Here is a 16,236-nt window from a genome sequence, read left to right on the forward strand (position 1 = left end):
TCTGCTCCGGATTGATTTTCCTGATTGTGAAAAGTGCTTATAATATTCTCTCTTTCGTTTAAAAGAAGTTATAAAACAAGAGGTGGAAACTTTTGGACCTAAAAAAGTTTTTAATTTTGTGCTTTATCTTTGAGAAGAATATAGTATGGAACGACGATATATACTGAATGCGATTGATGCCGCTTTGCAGGCTGGCGAGAAAATTCTTTCCATTTACGATGATCCGGCATCGGATTTTCAGGTAGAAAAAAAAGCGGATAATTCTCCTCTTACTATTGCCGACCGTAAAGCTCATGAAACTATCTGCCGTTTTTTGGCTGATACACCTTTCCCTCTGCTAAGCGAGGAAGGTAAACATTTGCCTTTTTCAGAGCGTAGAAATTGGGAAACCTTATGGATTGTAGACCCTTTGGACGGTACGAAGGAGTTCATCAAGAGGAACGGTGAGTTTACGGTGAATATAGCTTTGGTGCATCACTCGGTACCGGTAATGGGAGTTATTTATGTGCCGGTAAAAAAGGAGCTCTATTTTGGAGTGCATGATTCGGGTGCTTATAAGCTATCCGGTATTACTGCGCGTAATGGAATGTCCTGGGATGAATTGATTGCGAAAGCTGTCCGGCTGCCGGAAACAGGTATGCACGAACGATTTGTCATTGTGGCTTCCCGTTCGCATCTGACGCCCGAGACAGAAGATTATATCGAGAAGATGAAATGCAGCCATGCGGAAGTTGAGCTTATATCAAGTGGAAGTTCCATCAAGATTTGTCTGGTAGCTGAAGGTAAGGCTGATGTATATCCTCGTTTTGCCCCTACGATGGAATGGGATACGGCGGCTGGGCATGCTATTGCACGTGCTGCCGGAATGGAAATTTATCAGGTGGGGAAGGAAGAACCTTTGCAATATAATAAGGAGGATTTGCTGAATCCGTGGTTTATCGTAGAGCCCAAGCATACTGAAATAAAATAACGACTGTATGACATTTGAGATATTGTTTGTACTATTGGCATTGTTGGGTATGGTGATTGCCTTGGTTCTGGATAAAATGCGTCCGGGCATGGTGCTCTTTTCTGTCGTAGTATTGTTCTTGTGTGCAGGCATCCTTACTCCTAAGGAGATGTTGGAAGGGTTCAGTAATAAGGGGATGATGACTGTTGCCATGCTGTTTCTTGTCAGTGAAGGCATCAGGCAGTCGGGTGCTTTGGGGCAAATAATCAAGAAGCTGCTTCCGCAGGGTAAGACTACAGTCTTTAAAGCGCAGTTCCGCATGTTGCCCACCATTGCCTTCATTTCAGCTTTTCTAAACAATACTCCGGTGGTTGTTATCTTTGCTCCCATTATCAAGCGTTGGGCTGAATCGGTAAAATTGCCTGCTACCAAGTTTCTTATACCTCTTTCATACGTTACAATACTTGGTGGTATCTGTACATTAATAGGCACATCAACCAATCTGGTGGTGCATGGCATGATATTGGAAGCCGGATATGAAGGTTTCACTATGTTCGAGTTGGGCAAAGTAGGAATTTTCGTCGCGATTGCGGGTATCCTTTATCTGTTCGCTTTCTCCTCAAGGCTTTTGCCGGATGTTCGTACGGATGCGGTAAAGCTGGATGAGGAGCCGGAGGAGCATGGAGATTTGCATCGGGTGGAGGCTGTACTCGGCGCCCGTTTTCCCGGTATCAACAAGAAACTTGGTGATTTTAACTTCAAGCGGCATTATGGGGCCGAAGTGAAGGAGATTAAGCGTAGCGGTCAGAGCATTGCCGGAAATCTGGAAAATGAATATCTCCGCGAAGGAGACACGCTGGTGGTGATGGCTGATGACTCTTTTATAAAGACCTGGGGGGAATCTTCGGTGTTCGTGTTGCTGGCCAATGGCAAGGATACGGAGCCGGTGCCCGGAAAGGGAAAGCGCTGGTTTGCCTTGGCTTTGCTGATATTGATGATAGTGGGGGCAACGGTCGGTGAACTTCCGGCTGTCAAGGAAGCTTTCCCGGAAATCAAGCTGGATATGTTTTTCTTCGTTTCCATTACTACTATCATTATGGCCTGGACAAAGATATTCCCGGCCCGCAAGTATACCAAATATATATCTTGGGATATTCTGATAACGATTGCTTGTGCTTTTGCTATCAGCAAGGCGATGGTGAATTCCGGAGTGGCAGACGCTGTGGCGCATTTCATTATAGGGATGAGCCATCATTATGGCCCCCACGTGTTACTGGCTGCTATGTTTATCATAACGAACCTGTTTACGGAACTGATTACGAATAATGCGGCTGCGGCACTCGCTTTTCCATTGGCACTTTCCATCTCTTCACAGATGGGAGTCAGCCCGATGCCTTTCTTCGTTGTAATTTGTATGGCGGCTTCCGCCAGTTTCTCTACTCCTATAGGGTATCAGACTAATTTGATTGTACAAGGTATCGGTAACTATAAGTTCACGGATTTTGTACGCATCGGGTTACCTTTGAATATCATTACTTTCCTGATATCCATTTTCTTGATTCCTTTAATTTGGCCATTTTAAAAAAGAAGAAATAATAACATATGGAAGAAAACAACCACATATATCCGATATTCGACAGAATGCTGATGCGGAAGGACAAAGAAGACTTGTTGAAGCAGCACGGCGTGATGATTTGGTTTACCGGCTTGAGCGGCTCCGGCAAAAGTACGATAGCCATTGCCTTGGAGCGCGAACTTCATAAAAGGGGATTGCTTTGCCGTATCCTGGATGGTGACAACATCCGCAGTGGCATCAACAGTAACCTCGGCTTTACGGAGGCCGACCGTGTGGAGAATATCCGGCGTATAGCCGAAGTTTCCAAACTCTTTCTTGATACGGGGGTTATAACAATCGCGGCTTTTATCAGTCCTAATAACGATATTCGTGAAATGGCAGCTGATATTATCGGACAAGACGATTTTCTGGAAGTTTATGTCAGCACCCCGCTTGAAGAGTGTGAGCGCCGTGACGTGAAGGGGCTTTATGCCAAGGCACGTAAGGGAGAAATTAAAAATTTTACGGGCATTTCCGCTCCTTTTGAGGAACCGGCTCATCCGGCTCTGACGTTGGACACCTCTGTTCTCAGCCTGGAAGAATCGGTCAATAAATTGTTGGAACTCATTTTACCAAGAATTCAGAAGAAATAAGATATAATGAAAGAAGAATATAAATTGAGCCATTTGAAGGAACTCGAAGCAGAGTCCATTCATATTATCCGTGAAGTGGCAGCGGAGTTTGAGAATCCGGTGATGCTGTATAGTATCGGCAAGGATTCTTCGGTTATGGTGCGCTTGGCCGAAAAGGCGTTTGCTCCCGGCAAAGTGCCGTTCCCGTTGATGCACATCGATTCCAAGTGGAAGTTTAAGGAGATGATACAGTTCCGTGACGAGTATGCCAAGAAGTATGGTTGGAACCTGATAGTGGAAAGCAATATGGAAGCTTTCAATGCAGGTGTCGGACCTTTTACGCATGGCAGCAAGGTGCATACGGACCTGATGAAAACGCAGGCTTTGCTCCACGCATTGGATAAGTATAAGTTTGATGCGGCATTCGGTGGCGCTCGCCGCGACGAGGAGAAGTCACGCGCCAAAGAGCGTATTTTCTCCTTCCGTGACAAGTTCCATCAATGGGACCCCAAAAACCAGCGTCCCGAATTGTGGGATATTTATAATGCCCGGGTACATAAAGGAGAGAGTATCCGAGTATTTCCGTTAAGTAATTGGACGGAGCTGGACATCTGGCAATATATACGTTTGGAAAATATTCCTATTGTGCCGTTGTATTTTGCCAAGGAACGTCCTTGTGTGGAGATTGACGGAAATCTGATAATGGCGGATGACGACCGCTTGCCTGAACAGTACCGCGACCAGATAAAGATGCGTATGGTGCGTTTCCGTACGCTGGGTTGCTGGCCGTTGACCGGTGCTGTGGAAAGCGATGCCGATACCATCGAGAAGATTGTCGAGGAAATGATGACCACCACCAAGAGTGAACGGACGACCCGTGTCATTGACTTCGACCAAGACGCAAGCATGGAGCAGAAGAAGCGCGAGGGATACTTCTAAAGGAATTAAAATTAAGAATTAAATCATTAAGGATGAACGATTCTACACTTGATATAAAGGCTTTTCTTGATAAGGATGAGCAGAAAGACTTATTGCGCTTACTGACTGCCGGTTCTGTGGATGACGGAAAATCCACATTGATAGGCCGTCTGTTGTTCGACAGCAAGAAACTATATGAGGATCAGCTGGACGCACTGGAACGCGACAGCAAGCGCATGGGAAATGCCGGCGACCACATTGACTACGCCCTTTTGCTGGACGGCTTGAAGGCAGAGCGCGAACAAGGCATCACCATCGACGTGGCATACCGCTACTTCTCGACCAACAACCGTAAGTTTATCATTGCCGACACTCCGGGACACGAGCAGTACACACGCAACATGATTACCGGAGGCTCTACGGCTAACCTGGCAATTATTCTGGTGGATGCACGTATGGGTGTCATTACGCAGACGCGCCGGCATACTTTCCTGGTGTCGTTGCTTGGCATCAAGCATGTGGTGCTTGCTGTCAATAAGATGGATCTGGTGGATTTCTCCGAAGAACGTTTTAATGAGATAGTCGATGAATATCGGAAGTTTATAGCTCCATTGGGTATTCCTGACGTAAACTGCATTCCGCTGTCAGCTTTGGACGGGGACAATGTAGTGGAGAAATCGGAACGTACTCCTTGGTATGAGGGTATTTCACTTCTTGACTTTCTGGAGACGGTACATATTGACAACGATCATAATTTGAAGGATTTTCGTTTCCCGGTTCAATACGTCTTGCGCCCCAATCTTGATTTCCGTGGTTTTTGCGGCAAGGTGGCTTCGGGTATTATTCGTAAGGGAGATGAAGTGATGGCATTGCCTTCCGGTAAGAAGTCGCATATCAAGAGTATAGTTACATACGACGGCGAATTGGATTACGCCTTTCCGCCCCAGTCCGTCACCCTGACTCTGGAAGACGAGATAGATGTGTCGAGAGGGGAAATGCTGGTACATCCGGATAACCTGCCCGTCATGGACCGCAATTTTGAAACGATGCTGGTTTGGATGGATGAAGAGCCGATGGATATCAACAAATCATTCTTCATCAAACAGACCACCAATATAAGCCGTACCCGCATCGACAGCATCAAGTATAAGGTGGATGTCAATACGATGGAGCATCTTTCCATTGACAATGGAAAGTTGAGCAAGGAAACATTGCCGATGCAGCTCAATCAGATTGCGCGTGTGGTGCTGACCACTGCCAAAGAGCTTTTCTTTGACCCTTATCGGCAGAATAAGGCTACCGGTTCGTTCATCCTGATAGACCCGATAACCAACAATACCAGTGCTGTAGGTATGATTATCGATAGGGTGGAGGATAAGGAGATGCACTTGTCCGAAGACCTGCCTATACTGAATTTGCCTAAGCTGGGTATAGCTCCCGAACATTACGAAGCCATAGAAAAGGCTGTGAAGGAGTTGGAGCGCCAAGGCATTGCAGTGGTTGTGGAAAAAGAATGAACAGCTTTTTGATAGAGTGGGAGAGAAACTGTAATATATTAATATATAGACTATAATGGGACTATTAGAATTCAACAAGCTTCCTATAAACACATTGGTAGGCGCAGATTGGAAAACATTCAAGGATATAACGGGCGGTCGTGACATCGGTGCTGCCTACAAAGGCAAGTATCGGCTGACAAAAGCTGTCTGCCGCCTGCTGTCCACTTTGGCTCCTCTGCAGGACAGACGTTATGAAAAGCTCCTGGCAGATAAGCCCCTGGAGCATGATCCGGTATTCATTTTGGGACATTGGCGTAGCGGGACTACGTTTGTGCATAATGTTTTCTCCTGCGACAAGCATTTCGGTTACAACACGACATACCAGACTGTATTTCCGCATCTCATGATGTGGGGGCAGCCTTTCTTTAAGAAGAACATGAGCTGGCTGATGCCGGACAAACGCCCCACGGACAATATGGAGCTTGCCGTCGACCTTCCGCAAGAAGAGGAGTTTGCTTTGGCAAATATGATGCCCTACACCTATTATAATTTCTGGTTCCTGCCCGAATATCAGCAAGAGTATGCCGATAAATATCTGCTGTTTGATGATATTACAGAGAAAGAACTGAAAGTGTTTGAGGAGACTTTCGTCAAATTGATAAAAATCTCTCTTTGGAATACGAAGGGAACTCAGTTTCTTAGTAAGAATCCGCCTCATACGGGACGTGTGAAAGAGCTTGTCAAGATGTTCCCCAATGCTAAGTTTATCTATCTGATGCGTAATCCTTATACTGTTTTCGAAAGTACACGTAGTTTCTTTACTAATACCATTCAGCCGTTGAAGTTGCAGGATATCAGTAATGAGGAGCTTGAAAAGAATATTTTGTCCATTTATGCCAAACTGTATCATAAGTACGAAGCGGACAAGACATGTATTCCTGAAGGAAACTTGATAGAGGTGAAGTTTGAAGACTTCGAAGCGGATGCAATGGGAATGACTGAACATATCTACAAGGCTTTGTCCATTCCGGGCTTTGCAGAGGCACGTGCCGATATTGAAAAGTATGTAGGCGGAAAGAAAGGATATAAGAAGAATAAATACAAGTATGATGAGCGTACAGTGCAGTTGGTTCAGGATAACTGGAATTTTGCGCTGGAACAGTGGAAGTACGATTTATAATGATTGTCAATTATTAATGAGAGAAATGATTCAAAAGAAAGTTCGTATATTGGGAATGCTGTCTGCCATGCTCTGTTGCGGAGCAGTTTCTGCACAGCAGCACGAGGTAGAGATGATTCCTTTCGGAAATATGGATCAATGGATTGACCGCCAAATCAAGGAATCCGGTATTATTGGCGGTGCCACGAAGAATGTATATGCTATCGGGCCTACTGCTACTGTCACCGAGACCAAGGCATACAAGAATATGGGAGGTTCGCCGTGGGCGACATCCAATGTGATGGCCCGGGTAGCCGGTATCACGAAAACCAATACTTCTGTTTTCCCGGAAAAGCGAGGGGATGGTTTCTGTGCCCGTATGGACACCCGTATGGAGAGTGTGAAGGTTTTTGGAATAGTGGATATCACGGTGCTGGCTGCCGGCTCCATGTTTCTGGGTGAGGTGCACGAACCTATCAAGGGGACCAAGAATCCGCAGAAAATGCTGAATTCCGGCATACCGTTTACAAAGAAACCTATCGCCATACAGTTTGATTATAAAGTAAAGATGTCCGACCGCGAGAAGCGTATCCGTGCAACGGGCTTTAGCCGTATCACAGATGTTGAGGGAAAGGACTTCCCGGAAGTGAATCTGTTTCTGCAAAAGCGTTGGGAAGATGAGAAGGGGAATATCTATGCCAAGCGTGTAGGAACGATGGTCGTACGATATTATACTACTACCGATTGGCATAATAATGCCACTTATTCCATCATGTACGGTGATATCACCGGTGACCCTGCATACAAGGCCCACATGATGCGTCTTCAGGTTGAAGAACGCTATGCAGTTAACAGTAAAGGAGAGAGTGTGCCTATTAAGGAGGTTGCCTGGGGGACGAAGGACGATGTGCCCACTCATTTGCTGTTGCAATTCACCTCTAGTCATGGTGGTGCTTATATAGGTTCTCCTGGCAATTCGCTATGGATTGACAATGTAAAATTGGTCTATTAGAATAAAAGCAGTTAAAGTTGATGTCATACTTTAGCTGCTTTTTTTATGGAGTCAACGAGACTTTGACTTACTTCTTATTTCAAATGAATTTTGTATGTCAGCCCTCCCGTGAAATATTTCATCCTCTGCATTTCGACCTGCACATGCAGATGCTTGAACAGCAGATAAGTGGCTCCCAAAGCAAAGTCCTTGGAGTCGTACTCCGCTATCACCCTCAACTGCGGATGGAAGGTGGGATTGTAGGTGACACCCAGTGCAAAGCCATTCAGTTTGTACTCCTTGCGGTTGTTGTAAAGGTAGGAAAGATGGACACCGATCTCCTCCTTACCCACAACGGGTATATGCTTGGAGGCGGCAATATAGAAACGGCTGTAATAGCCGTTACCTTCCGTGGTGCCTACCTGGCCGCCACCGGAGGAAGTGAACGGGTCGGACGTCCCCAGCACGACAGCCGGCATGTATTTCCAGAACTGCCCCTCCTTCAACACACGCAGACGGGCGGAAAAGTAGCGGTCCTGGTTCGTGAACCCGCTATACCCGTATGGCTTCAATCCCAACGCCTCCGCCTTGAAGAGCGTACACGTGTAGGCCACTTCCAGAAAGGGGAAGATGGTGACGTTCAGGAAATAGTTGTAGGTATGATAGTACCAGGTGGGCGGTGTGAGCTCCTTGTTCAGGAAGTTGCCGCCGACCATGAAAGTCTTGTCGCGCTGCATCTCCGCAGAGGGCGCATGCAACAGCCCGGTTGTACCATACGTCAACTGGGAAAAGGCCGAAAGGGAAAGGCTGCAAAACAGAACGATAAAGAATAGCTTAAACTTCATCATCACATATAAATTCAGTCGCTGATAAAAAATGGGTTGCTTTATAACGTGCATCGGACATAGTACCAAAAAAAGGCGTCTGAGTCCCAGACGCCTTCATTTTTAGAGTCTATTTGTCACTTGGAGTGTATTATTCCAGGATAACTACGCGGTTCAGGAAGTTCTTGCCGAACATGTTTTCAGTACCACCGAATCCTACGAGTTCAAGCTGGTCCTTGTCAACACCCTGAGCAATCAAAGCGTCGTAAACAACCTGGGCACGCTTTTCGGACAGCTTCTGGTTCCAAGAAGCGCTACCGGTAGCCTTGTCTGCATAACCTGCAACTTTGTACTTCTTGTCCGGATTAGCCTTCAGAATCTTGGCAGCCAGTTCGATGTTAACCTTGCCATAGTCGTCCAGACGGGCGCTGCCAATCTTGAAGAAGATGGCACGCGGACCGGCAACTTCAACTTCCTTGGTCACTTCCTTAACTTCAGGTTTAGCGTTGGCCAGTGCATTCTTGCAGTTAGCCAGGTCAGCCTGAGCCTGAGCCAGTTCACTTCTATATCTGTTGATTTCCGCATTGACTGCGTCTTCGTCAATCTTAGAAACCGGAATAAACTTCTTACCGCCGAAGATGTAGCTAACACCTGCGGTCAGCATACCTGTACCTTCAGCCTTGCGATGGCTGCTGATATTACCGAAAATGGACGGAGCGATGGCACCGCGAGCTTCTACGTCAATGGCCCACTTGGTGTTGATATTGAACTTCAAGCCCAAACCGGCAGAAGCGCCGATACGTGCACGCATTTCTGCTTCACCGGCAGGAGCCATAGACTGCGAAGTACCATCAGCACTAATTGTAACATCCACATTTTGAGATTTTGCTACAGAAATTTGAGGTCCCAAGAAACCGTAAACTTCGAAGAAACGGTTAGGATTAGCACCGGCAAACAATGTAGAAAGATTGATCATTGCATCAATGTTACCACCTACATAAGTCTTGTTGTGTTCCCAGTATGCATCATCCAAACACAAATGCTGAGTAATACCGTTTACCTGAGCACGTACCCCCCAAGTCGGAGTAATCAGCTTACCAACTGACACGCTGAAATGCGGAGCAATCTTATTGAAACCGTCATTGTTGATGGCGTGGATACCACCACCTACACTGACAAAAATATTATCGCTCCATTTCGGAGTGTAGTAGTTCGTTTTTTCCTGTGCATTCAGATTTGCTGCACAAGCGCCTGCCAATAGTAAGGAGGCTATCATTAATTTACTTTTCATTTTCTCTTGAGTTTAAAGATTGATAACTACAACTGAAAATCAATTAGTCAGCAATTATAATACCACCACCTGCGTTGCCATCATCACCATGACCATGTCCATGACCATGAGATTGAGGAGCATGATTATGACCCGGAATCGGCTGATCAACTTTAATATCCAAATCTGTTTTTGTATAGTTATTTACTACAGCAATACCAAGAGTGACATCGCCAGCTTTTGTTGTAGCATCAGTCTTCTTAATAATCTTATACTCAGTATTTACAACAGTATAGACAGCCTTTGCTTCTGTTTGAGAATGAGCATAAACTTTAACATTTTCTTTTACAGCAGGTTCTTCTTTATATGTATCCTTGAGAGTTGCAAAGAATTGATTAACAAGCATCTTATCTTCAAAATCCGTTGCATCATTCTTAGTAGACACTACCTTATTCCCCGTTTTTTTAGTGTAACGTATGGTAGTGGTAAGCCAATAATCACTAGGATTGGCAACAGCGTTCTTGCCATCTACAGATTCCTTTTTATCAGTAGTAGATTCTTCAACTTCGATTTTTGTTTCTGCTGTTTCCTTCTGAAGAATGATAGTCGGAGTCAAAGAAGCAAACTGACCAGCTTGCAATTCCGGAACATCAACTTTGACTTCTACACTCATATCCTTATAAGAAGCAGTAACCGTAGCTTTGGTTGCTGCCAAAGTTGGATTACCAGTAAACGTAGCTGACGGACTGATAGTGACCGTAGCAGCAGTAGTTACATCAGTTGTAACGCCATTCTCTACGGCAAGTACAATCGGACTGATAGTAGCTTGCGCATTGATAGGCTCAATATTTACATTGAACTCTTCTTTTTCACAAGAAGTGAAAGTTGTAGCTAAAGCTACTACGGCTAACGCAAATACTGCACTTATGCCGTTTAAGAATTTAATCTTTTTCATCTCAATTAATTAATTAAAAATTTAACAATTCTGACTTAATAAAATATGGGTTAAAACTATTTTCTTCCATTATATTATCACTTGCCTCTGCTTTGTATTGCTTATAATAAGTCCTTTCATTACCCGCATTATATACAACGCCCATATTGGCAGAGGTGTTTACACGCGGTATATACCCTCTTCTCTTATACTTATAAGGAGGCAATGCCACCTGAAACCGGAATCCTCCATTCGCTTTGGCATGCTCTGCTTTCATAGCATAAAAGCCTATCGAACAATAACGAAAATGACGAGCCATTTCAAATCTGACCCCCTTTTCCTTCATTAGATATTGTTCAGCTTTCAGTGTGAACTGAGTATTGAACCGCGGCCAATAAAAGCTCCCCCCCAAAGACCAAGTGGCAACCCATGTAGAAGGATCATAATGCAATTTAAATCCGTCCCAATATCCAGTTCCAGTATATCCTATTCGAGCCTGCAAAGAAAATCTCTCATCATTAAAAGGCCTAAATAAATCTACATCAAATCCATACTGATCCGCATTAAAATACCCGACAGTAGCTTTACCAAACACATTATACGGCAACCTGAAACGTTGTGAAAGAGTCAAATTTCCCGAATGAACCTTACCTTCATATTTTCCATATCCATCATTATAAACCGGTATTTTCAACTGTGCCGTTAATTTCATACCTTTCCATAACGAAACTTCTATCGCAGGACTCAAATCAAACAAGACCTGGTAAATCTGTGTAATCACCAGATTCTTGAAAGCTAATTGAGGATATACCAATACATCAATCTTGAACAAAGAACTATTTTTCAACTTTATTTTTCGTGCATTTTTCCAAGTATCACCCAATTCATAGCTTACATTCCAGTCATCACGTTCTGCTTGGAGCACCGAATCTCCCTTTATGGGATGATAATAAAGAGAAATCTGGGGTACATTATTATCCAGAACTATTATGCGGCATGACTTTTCTTCCGGTAAACCCATCTTTTGAATAACATCCACCGCTTTGCCTATGCCTACGCCTTGCAAACGATATGCAGAGTTCTGCAGAACATACACACGTTCATTGCCATCTTCTGTCCATCCAACATTTTCAAATCCCATTTCCACTAAAGCATCTACAGTACTTTCCCCCGTTTGGCAAATCCCTTTTAAAGGGAGCAAACAGTATAAAAAGAACGCTGCACACAGTGCTATTGTTTTAGTATTTAGGCACTTTCTTATGTTAGAGTTTTTATACCTCATCTTTTTCAACCATTTTTTGTGTTCGTATAACACAAAATATGCTGCAAAAATAGACACATTTTTAATAATACCAAAGATTTTTATATGAAAAAATGAAATAATGTTGTTTTTTCTTCAAAAGCCCCCAACAAATACTCAGAATGTTTATATGAAGTATATTAGCTATCTTAAAATCCTTAATATAGCTGTGCATAATTACTATACAGAATGTTGTTTTTTGTGCCAAATAGTCATTTTTCAGATGTTTTTGCTAATTCACTTTTCTCTGAAAAAGGATAAATAGAAGAAATATCTGCAAGAATTAAAGAGAATGACAAATTGCACTTCGCATTTAACCAACCCCTATGATATATTAGGAATTAAATCAATAGCTTTCTTTTTACTTTCATCTACAAGCTTTGCATAAATTTGTGTTGTTTGTATATTGGTATGTCCCAATAGTTTGGAGACCGTATATAAATCTACTCCCAGTGTCAGCATCATTGTTGCATGTGTGTGGCGCGCTGTATGAAATGTTACATGCTTTGATATCCCAGCTTGTTCAACCCATTTGTGTAAAATTACATTACTTCTCCCCAGTGAGACCAATCCGGCAAACACCTTTTCCGTTTCTGGTGCATTTCCTCTGTCTGGCAGATGTTTTATGGCTTCCGAACAGAGTGGAAGCGATATGGCTTCTTTCGTCTTCTTCTGAATAATACTCAATAGTGCATTGCCATTTTCATCATAGCGTATATCTTCCCATCTCAATGCAATAATATCACAATGCCTCAACCCACAAAAACAGCTGAATAAAAATGCTTTCCTTAATAAGGTATTATAAAAAGGAGTATGAACCAATCTGGTCAATTCCTTTATAGTAAGATAATCCCTTTCTGTTCGATTACGTTTTGGTTTGTCCTCGTTCTTTATCTTATTCATCGGATTAACAGTTATATAATCTTCAGAGACGGCCCTATTCAAGCAGTAGCGCAGCGTTTTCAAATAATAGAATTGGGTGTTAACATGCAATGTCTTTTCCTTCTTACAATGTTCTTGTTTTGTTTTCTTCAAGTAATCTATAAAACCCAACAAATAAGTCTTGTCCACCTTTCTTAGCAATATTCCATTCGGAGTATATCTTTCCAAATGGCATACAACGGCATGTATGGCACTTTTCCGTACTCTATTGTTCACACTTTGTTCTGCTATTAATTTCATATAGCCAGTCAGCTTCATATTGGACAATCTGTTATGATTAAATCCGTAAGTTTGATTATATATTTCCAAAATCTTCTGAGCCTTTATCGCATTTGCCAAATTTAGCGTCTCGACATTTCTTTTTTTATCAGCTTGATTATGTTCAGGGATAATATACAACTTTAAGAATTCGTATTGCCGCCTTCCATTCATATAAATATCCAGATATATGGATTGGCATCCATTAACCAATTTTTTTGTTCTCACCTTTATTGGCTCTTTTAAATTCAATTGCTTTTTCATATTCTTTAAATAAAAACATACAGTTTATTATTAGTAGTAACAAAGCAGTAACAAAAATCAATCCTACAAATTGCTTTCATGTTCTATCACTCTTGTCTTTTTTTATAATTACCTTATTAACTATCAAATATTTACAGTATAGGGCACAGCGTTACTGAAAGAACAAATATAATAATAAGCCAGTAACAATTAAACTATCAAGAGTGTGGCTATTGCTATGGCGGCGGAAACTTTCTCTGGAAATTTATTTTCCATCACTTTGCTTCCACACTTCCACCCACCTTCTGCATTCCCCTATCCATCGGCATTTGCCCTGCGGTGGAAGCAAGCCGAAAAGGTGGAAGCAAATTTTGCTTCCACCTGCCTGAAACGCCGAGGTTTTGCAGTAACCACCTGTTTACTAGCATAATATTACGTAAGAGCTACATAAATCAATCAGTTCGTTTTTCCTGCATTTTCGAGCTTGCTCTTCTACGAAATCGGTGGATATCGAGTTGGGCGGTAGGACGCATCATTCCGCAGGGACTATGAAAGGTACCGGTAGAGTGAGCCATTCAAGCGGATGATTTCTAACTCATGGCTATGAATAATGCCGTCTAATGTCCTTTAAGTTGTTGTACAATACATTTGCGCCCTATCCACAATAGATGTAGGCTACGTACTTCATCCGAAAAGTCTTGGGGTTAGTGACGCCTAACAGTCATGAACAACCCTGCTTACGGCCATAAAGCAATCGCTTGACGACCATTAGCAGAGTTGTTCATGGCCGTTAGGCGTCATTAATCCCCTATGCAACAGCAGACAAACAAAGAGAGAGAAGCCAAGGATTGTCTGTGTTTTAGATAGAAAGCCCATTTATTAGCAGGTGTACCGGAAGAAAAGTCATGCCGGATAATAGTTCTGGACAATAATGTACCTCAGATTTCTCTTTATTATCATCCCATAAAGGGGGATTCGGTGCTCCAAGCAGAACGTGATGACTGGAATGTAAGCTATGAATTGGGTGATACTTGGAAAAATGCACGGAAAATAAAGTTGAAAAATAGTTCTTTGTTCAAGATTGATGTATTGGTGTATCCTCAATTAGCTTTCAAGAATCTGGTGATTACACAGATTTACCAGGTCTTGTTTGATTTGAGTCCTGCGATAGAAGTTTCGTTATGGAAAGGTATGAAATTAACGGCACAGTTGAAAATACCGGTTTATAATGATGGGTATGGAAGGTTTGAAGATAAAGTTCATCCAGGACATATTACAATTTCACAGCGTTTTAGATTACCGTATAATGTGTTTGGTAAAGTGACTGTGGGATGTTTTAGTGCTGACCAATATGGAGTGGACGCCGAATTTTATCGCCCTTTTAAGGATGAACGCTTTTCCTTAATGGCTCGGATTGGGTATACAGGAATGGGATATTGGAGCGGATTTCGCTATGTATATGATCCTTCGACAGCACTTGTTACTTGGTCTTTGGGCGGTAGCTTTTATTGGCCGCAATTTAACACTCAGTTTAATCTGAAAGCAGAACAGTATTTATTGAAGGAGAAAGGTGTTAAATTTGAAATGATTCGTCATTTTCGCTATTGTTCGATTGGTTTCTATGCAATGAAAGCAGAACATGCAAAGATGAATGGAGGCTTCCGATTTCAAGTGGCATTACCTCCTTATAAATATAAAAGGAAAGGATATATACCTCGTGTGAATACCTCTGCTAATATGGGCATTGTTTATAATGCAGGTAATGAAAGGTACTATTATAGACAGTATAAAGCGGAAGTTAGTGACAATATAATGGAAGAAAATAGTTTTAACCCATATTTTATTAAGTCAGAATTGTTAAATTTTTAATTAATTAATTGAGATGAAAAAGATTAAATTCTTAAACGGCATAAGTGCAGTATTTGCGTTAGCCGTAGTAGCTTTAGCTACAACTTTAACTTCTTGTGAGAAGGAAGAGTTCAACGTTAATGTAACTCCTACTAATGCACAAGCTGTTATTAGTCCGATTGTGCTTGCTATAGAGGATGGTGTTACTACAGATGTAACTGGCCAAGCCACTATCGCACCTGCAGAGTTGACATTTACTGGTAATCCTACTCTGGCTGCTAAGAGTGTTGATGTTACAGCTTCTTATAATGGTTTGAGTGCAACTGTTACAGTTAAGGTTCCTGCTTTGCAAGCTGGGCAATTTGCTACTCTGACTCCGACTATCATTCTTCAGGAAGAAGATGCTGAGACTAAGATTGTAGCAGTACCCACTACATCTACAGATGAAAAAACAAAAGAAAAAGTGTGGGATAATTATGAACTTTATTGGTATTCTATCCCTTCATTTACTTATGTAGAAAAGAGCGGTGCCAAAATTGTAGAAGGTTCAAAAAAAATCAACACAGACGATCTTATTGAACGTGCTGCTATTGAATCTTTCTTCAATACGCTTGAAAATACCTATACGGAACATATTGAATCAACAAAAGATGGTGAATATTCTGTTTATGCTAACTCAAGAACAACGGCTTCTATAACTTATACAATTGTAACGACTGAGTATAATGTTGTGAAACAAGCTGTGACTAAGGCTGATGCTGATGCTTTGGGTTCTATTAAGGTTGATGATTATACTACTTCTAAATTGAGTGTCTCTGAAAATCAGGATATTCCTGGTCACGGTCATAGCCACGGTCATGGTCATGGTGAAGGCAATGCCGGTGGTGGTATTATAATTGCTGACTAATTGATTT

General features: G+C 42.5%; 13 protein-coding genes and 1 pseudogene. 9 read left to right on the forward strand and 5 right to left on the reverse strand.

Annotated features, from left to right (window positions below; genetic code table 11):
• The first annotated feature begins 145 nt into the window (after positions 1-145).
• From cysQ to EYA81_RS15520, 7 genes are read left to right on the forward strand one after another with little or no spacing between them, the layout of a single operon-like run.
• Entirely contained in the window at positions 146-970 is an 825-nt protein-coding gene (gene cysQ / locus EYA81_RS15490; RefSeq protein ID WP_117600913.1) for a 3'(2'),5'-bisphosphate nucleotidase CysQ, read from the forward strand.
• Positions 971-977: 7 nt separating this feature from the next.
• The gene (locus tag EYA81_RS15495; protein WP_117600912.1) at positions 978-2,531 is read left to right on the forward strand and encodes an SLC13 family permease; all 1,554 of its coding nucleotides are present in this window, start codon (positions 978-980) and stop codon (positions 2,529-2,531) included.
• A gap of 20 nt (positions 2,532-2,551) precedes the next feature.
• A complete protein-coding gene (gene cysC, locus EYA81_RS15500; RefSeq protein ID WP_117600911.1) occupies positions 2,552-3,157 on the forward strand; it encodes an adenylyl-sulfate kinase in 606 nt (201 codons plus the stop codon).
• Positions 3,158-3,163: 6 nt separating this feature from the next.
• Positions 3,164-4,075: a sulfate adenylyltransferase subunit CysD gene (gene cysD, locus EYA81_RS15505; protein ID WP_005826557.1), complete on the forward strand. Its 912-nt coding sequence runs from the start codon at positions 3,164-3,166 to the stop codon at positions 4,073-4,075.
• A gap of 32 nt (positions 4,076-4,107) precedes the next feature.
• Complete coding sequence (cysN, locus tag EYA81_RS15510; RefSeq protein WP_131226017.1) at positions 4,108-5,571, forward strand: sulfate adenylyltransferase subunit CysN; 1,464 nt, start codon at positions 4,108-4,110, stop codon at positions 5,569-5,571.
• Positions 5,572-5,626: 55 nt separating this feature from the next.
• On the forward strand, positions 5,627-6,733 hold the full coding sequence (locus EYA81_RS15515; protein ID WP_057256401.1) for a sulfotransferase: 1,107 nt from the start codon (positions 5,627-5,629) through the stop codon (positions 6,731-6,733).
• Between the two features lie 25 nt (positions 6,734-6,758).
• Entirely contained in the window at positions 6,759-7,724 is a 966-nt protein-coding gene (locus EYA81_RS15520; protein WP_034525516.1) for a PCMD domain-containing protein, read from the forward strand.
• A gap of 74 nt (positions 7,725-7,798) precedes the next feature.
• Here the strand turns inward: EYA81_RS15520 and EYA81_RS15525 are convergent, their stop codons facing one another.
• The 5 genes from EYA81_RS15525 to EYA81_RS15550 form a co-directional block, all read right to left on the reverse strand.
• Positions 7,799-8,551, reverse strand: a complete 753-nt coding sequence (locus tag EYA81_RS15525; protein ID WP_057256766.1) for a YjbH domain-containing protein — start codon at positions 8,549-8,551, stop codon at positions 7,799-7,801.
• 127 nt (positions 8,552-8,678) lie between these two features.
• Positions 8,679-9,818 carry an OmpA family protein gene (locus EYA81_RS15530; protein ID WP_005827866.1) on the reverse strand — a complete coding sequence of 380 codons (1,140 nt, stop codon included), beginning with the start codon at positions 9,816-9,818 and terminating at the stop codon, positions 8,679-8,681.
• 43 nt (positions 9,819-9,861) lie between these two features.
• A complete protein-coding gene (locus EYA81_RS15535; RefSeq protein ID WP_057256764.1) occupies positions 9,862-10,752 on the reverse strand; it encodes a DUF3869 domain-containing protein in 891 nt (296 codons plus the stop codon).
• Between the two features lie 13 nt (positions 10,753-10,765).
• A complete protein-coding gene (locus EYA81_RS15540) occupies positions 10,766-12,013 on the reverse strand; it encodes a YjbH domain-containing protein (protein ID WP_131226019.1) in 1,248 nt (415 codons plus the stop codon).
• 342 nt (positions 12,014-12,355) lie between these two features.
• Entirely contained in the window at positions 12,356-13,495 is a 1,140-nt protein-coding gene (locus EYA81_RS15550) for a site-specific integrase (protein ID WP_005827858.1), read from the reverse strand.
• Between the two features lie 864 nt (positions 13,496-14,359).
• On the opposite strand from EYA81_RS15550, the pseudogene EYA81_RS15560 reads away from it, so the two are divergent.
• Both EYA81_RS15560 and EYA81_RS15565 read left to right on the forward strand, forming a co-directional pair.
• Positions 14,360-15,343, forward strand: a pseudogene (locus EYA81_RS15560) (hypothetical protein); the annotation flags it as partial.
• A 13-nt stretch (positions 15,344-15,356) separates the two neighbouring features.
• Positions 15,357-16,229, forward strand: coding sequence for a DUF3869 domain-containing protein (locus EYA81_RS15565; protein ID WP_131226021.1), 873 nt, complete (start codon positions 15,357-15,359; stop codon positions 16,227-16,229).
• Positions 16,230-16,236 lie beyond the last annotated feature (7 nt).

The organism is Bacteroides sp. A1C1, assembly GCF_004328515.1.
In the GTDB taxonomy this organism is placed as follows: domain Bacteria; phylum Bacteroidota; class Bacteroidia; order Bacteroidales; family Bacteroidaceae; genus Bacteroides; species Bacteroides uniformis.

Coding starts and splice junctions, on each gene's coding strand:
- cysQ (WP_117600913.1), top strand. CDS start 146: ATGGAACGACGATATATACTGAATGCGATTGATGCCGCTTTGCAGGCT.
- EYA81_RS15495 (WP_117600912.1), top strand. CDS start 978: ATGACATTTGAGATATTGTTTGTACTATTGGCATTGTTGGGTATGGTG.
- cysC (WP_117600911.1), top strand. CDS start 2,552: ATGGAAGAAAACAACCACATATATCCGATATTCGACAGAATGCTGATG.
- cysD (WP_005826557.1), top strand. CDS start 3,164: ATGAAAGAAGAATATAAATTGAGCCATTTGAAGGAACTCGAAGCAGAG.
- cysN (WP_131226017.1), top strand. CDS start 4,108: ATGAACGATTCTACACTTGATATAAAGGCTTTTCTTGATAAGGATGAG.
- EYA81_RS15515 (WP_057256401.1), top strand. CDS start 5,627: ATGGGACTATTAGAATTCAACAAGCTTCCTATAAACACATTGGTAGGC.
- EYA81_RS15520 (WP_034525516.1), top strand. CDS start 6,759: ATGATTCAAAAGAAAGTTCGTATATTGGGAATGCTGTCTGCCATGCTC.
- EYA81_RS15525 (WP_057256766.1), bottom strand. CDS start 8,551: ATGATGAAGTTTAAGCTATTCTTTATCGTTCTGTTTTGCAGCCTTTCC.
- EYA81_RS15530 (WP_005827866.1), bottom strand. CDS start 9,818: ATGAAAAGTAAATTAATGATAGCCTCCTTACTATTGGCAGGCGCTTGT.
- EYA81_RS15535 (WP_057256764.1), bottom strand. CDS start 10,752: ATGAAAAAGATTAAATTCTTAAACGGCATAAGTGCAGTATTTGCGTTA.
- EYA81_RS15540 (WP_131226019.1), bottom strand. CDS start 12,013: ATGAGGTATAAAAACTCTAACATAAGAAAGTGCCTAAATACTAAAACA.
- EYA81_RS15550 (WP_005827858.1), bottom strand. CDS start 13,495: ATGAAAAAGCAATTGAATTTAAAAGAGCCAATAAAGGTGAGAACAAAA.
- EYA81_RS15565 (WP_131226021.1), top strand. CDS start 15,357: ATGAAAAAGATTAAATTCTTAAACGGCATAAGTGCAGTATTTGCGTTA.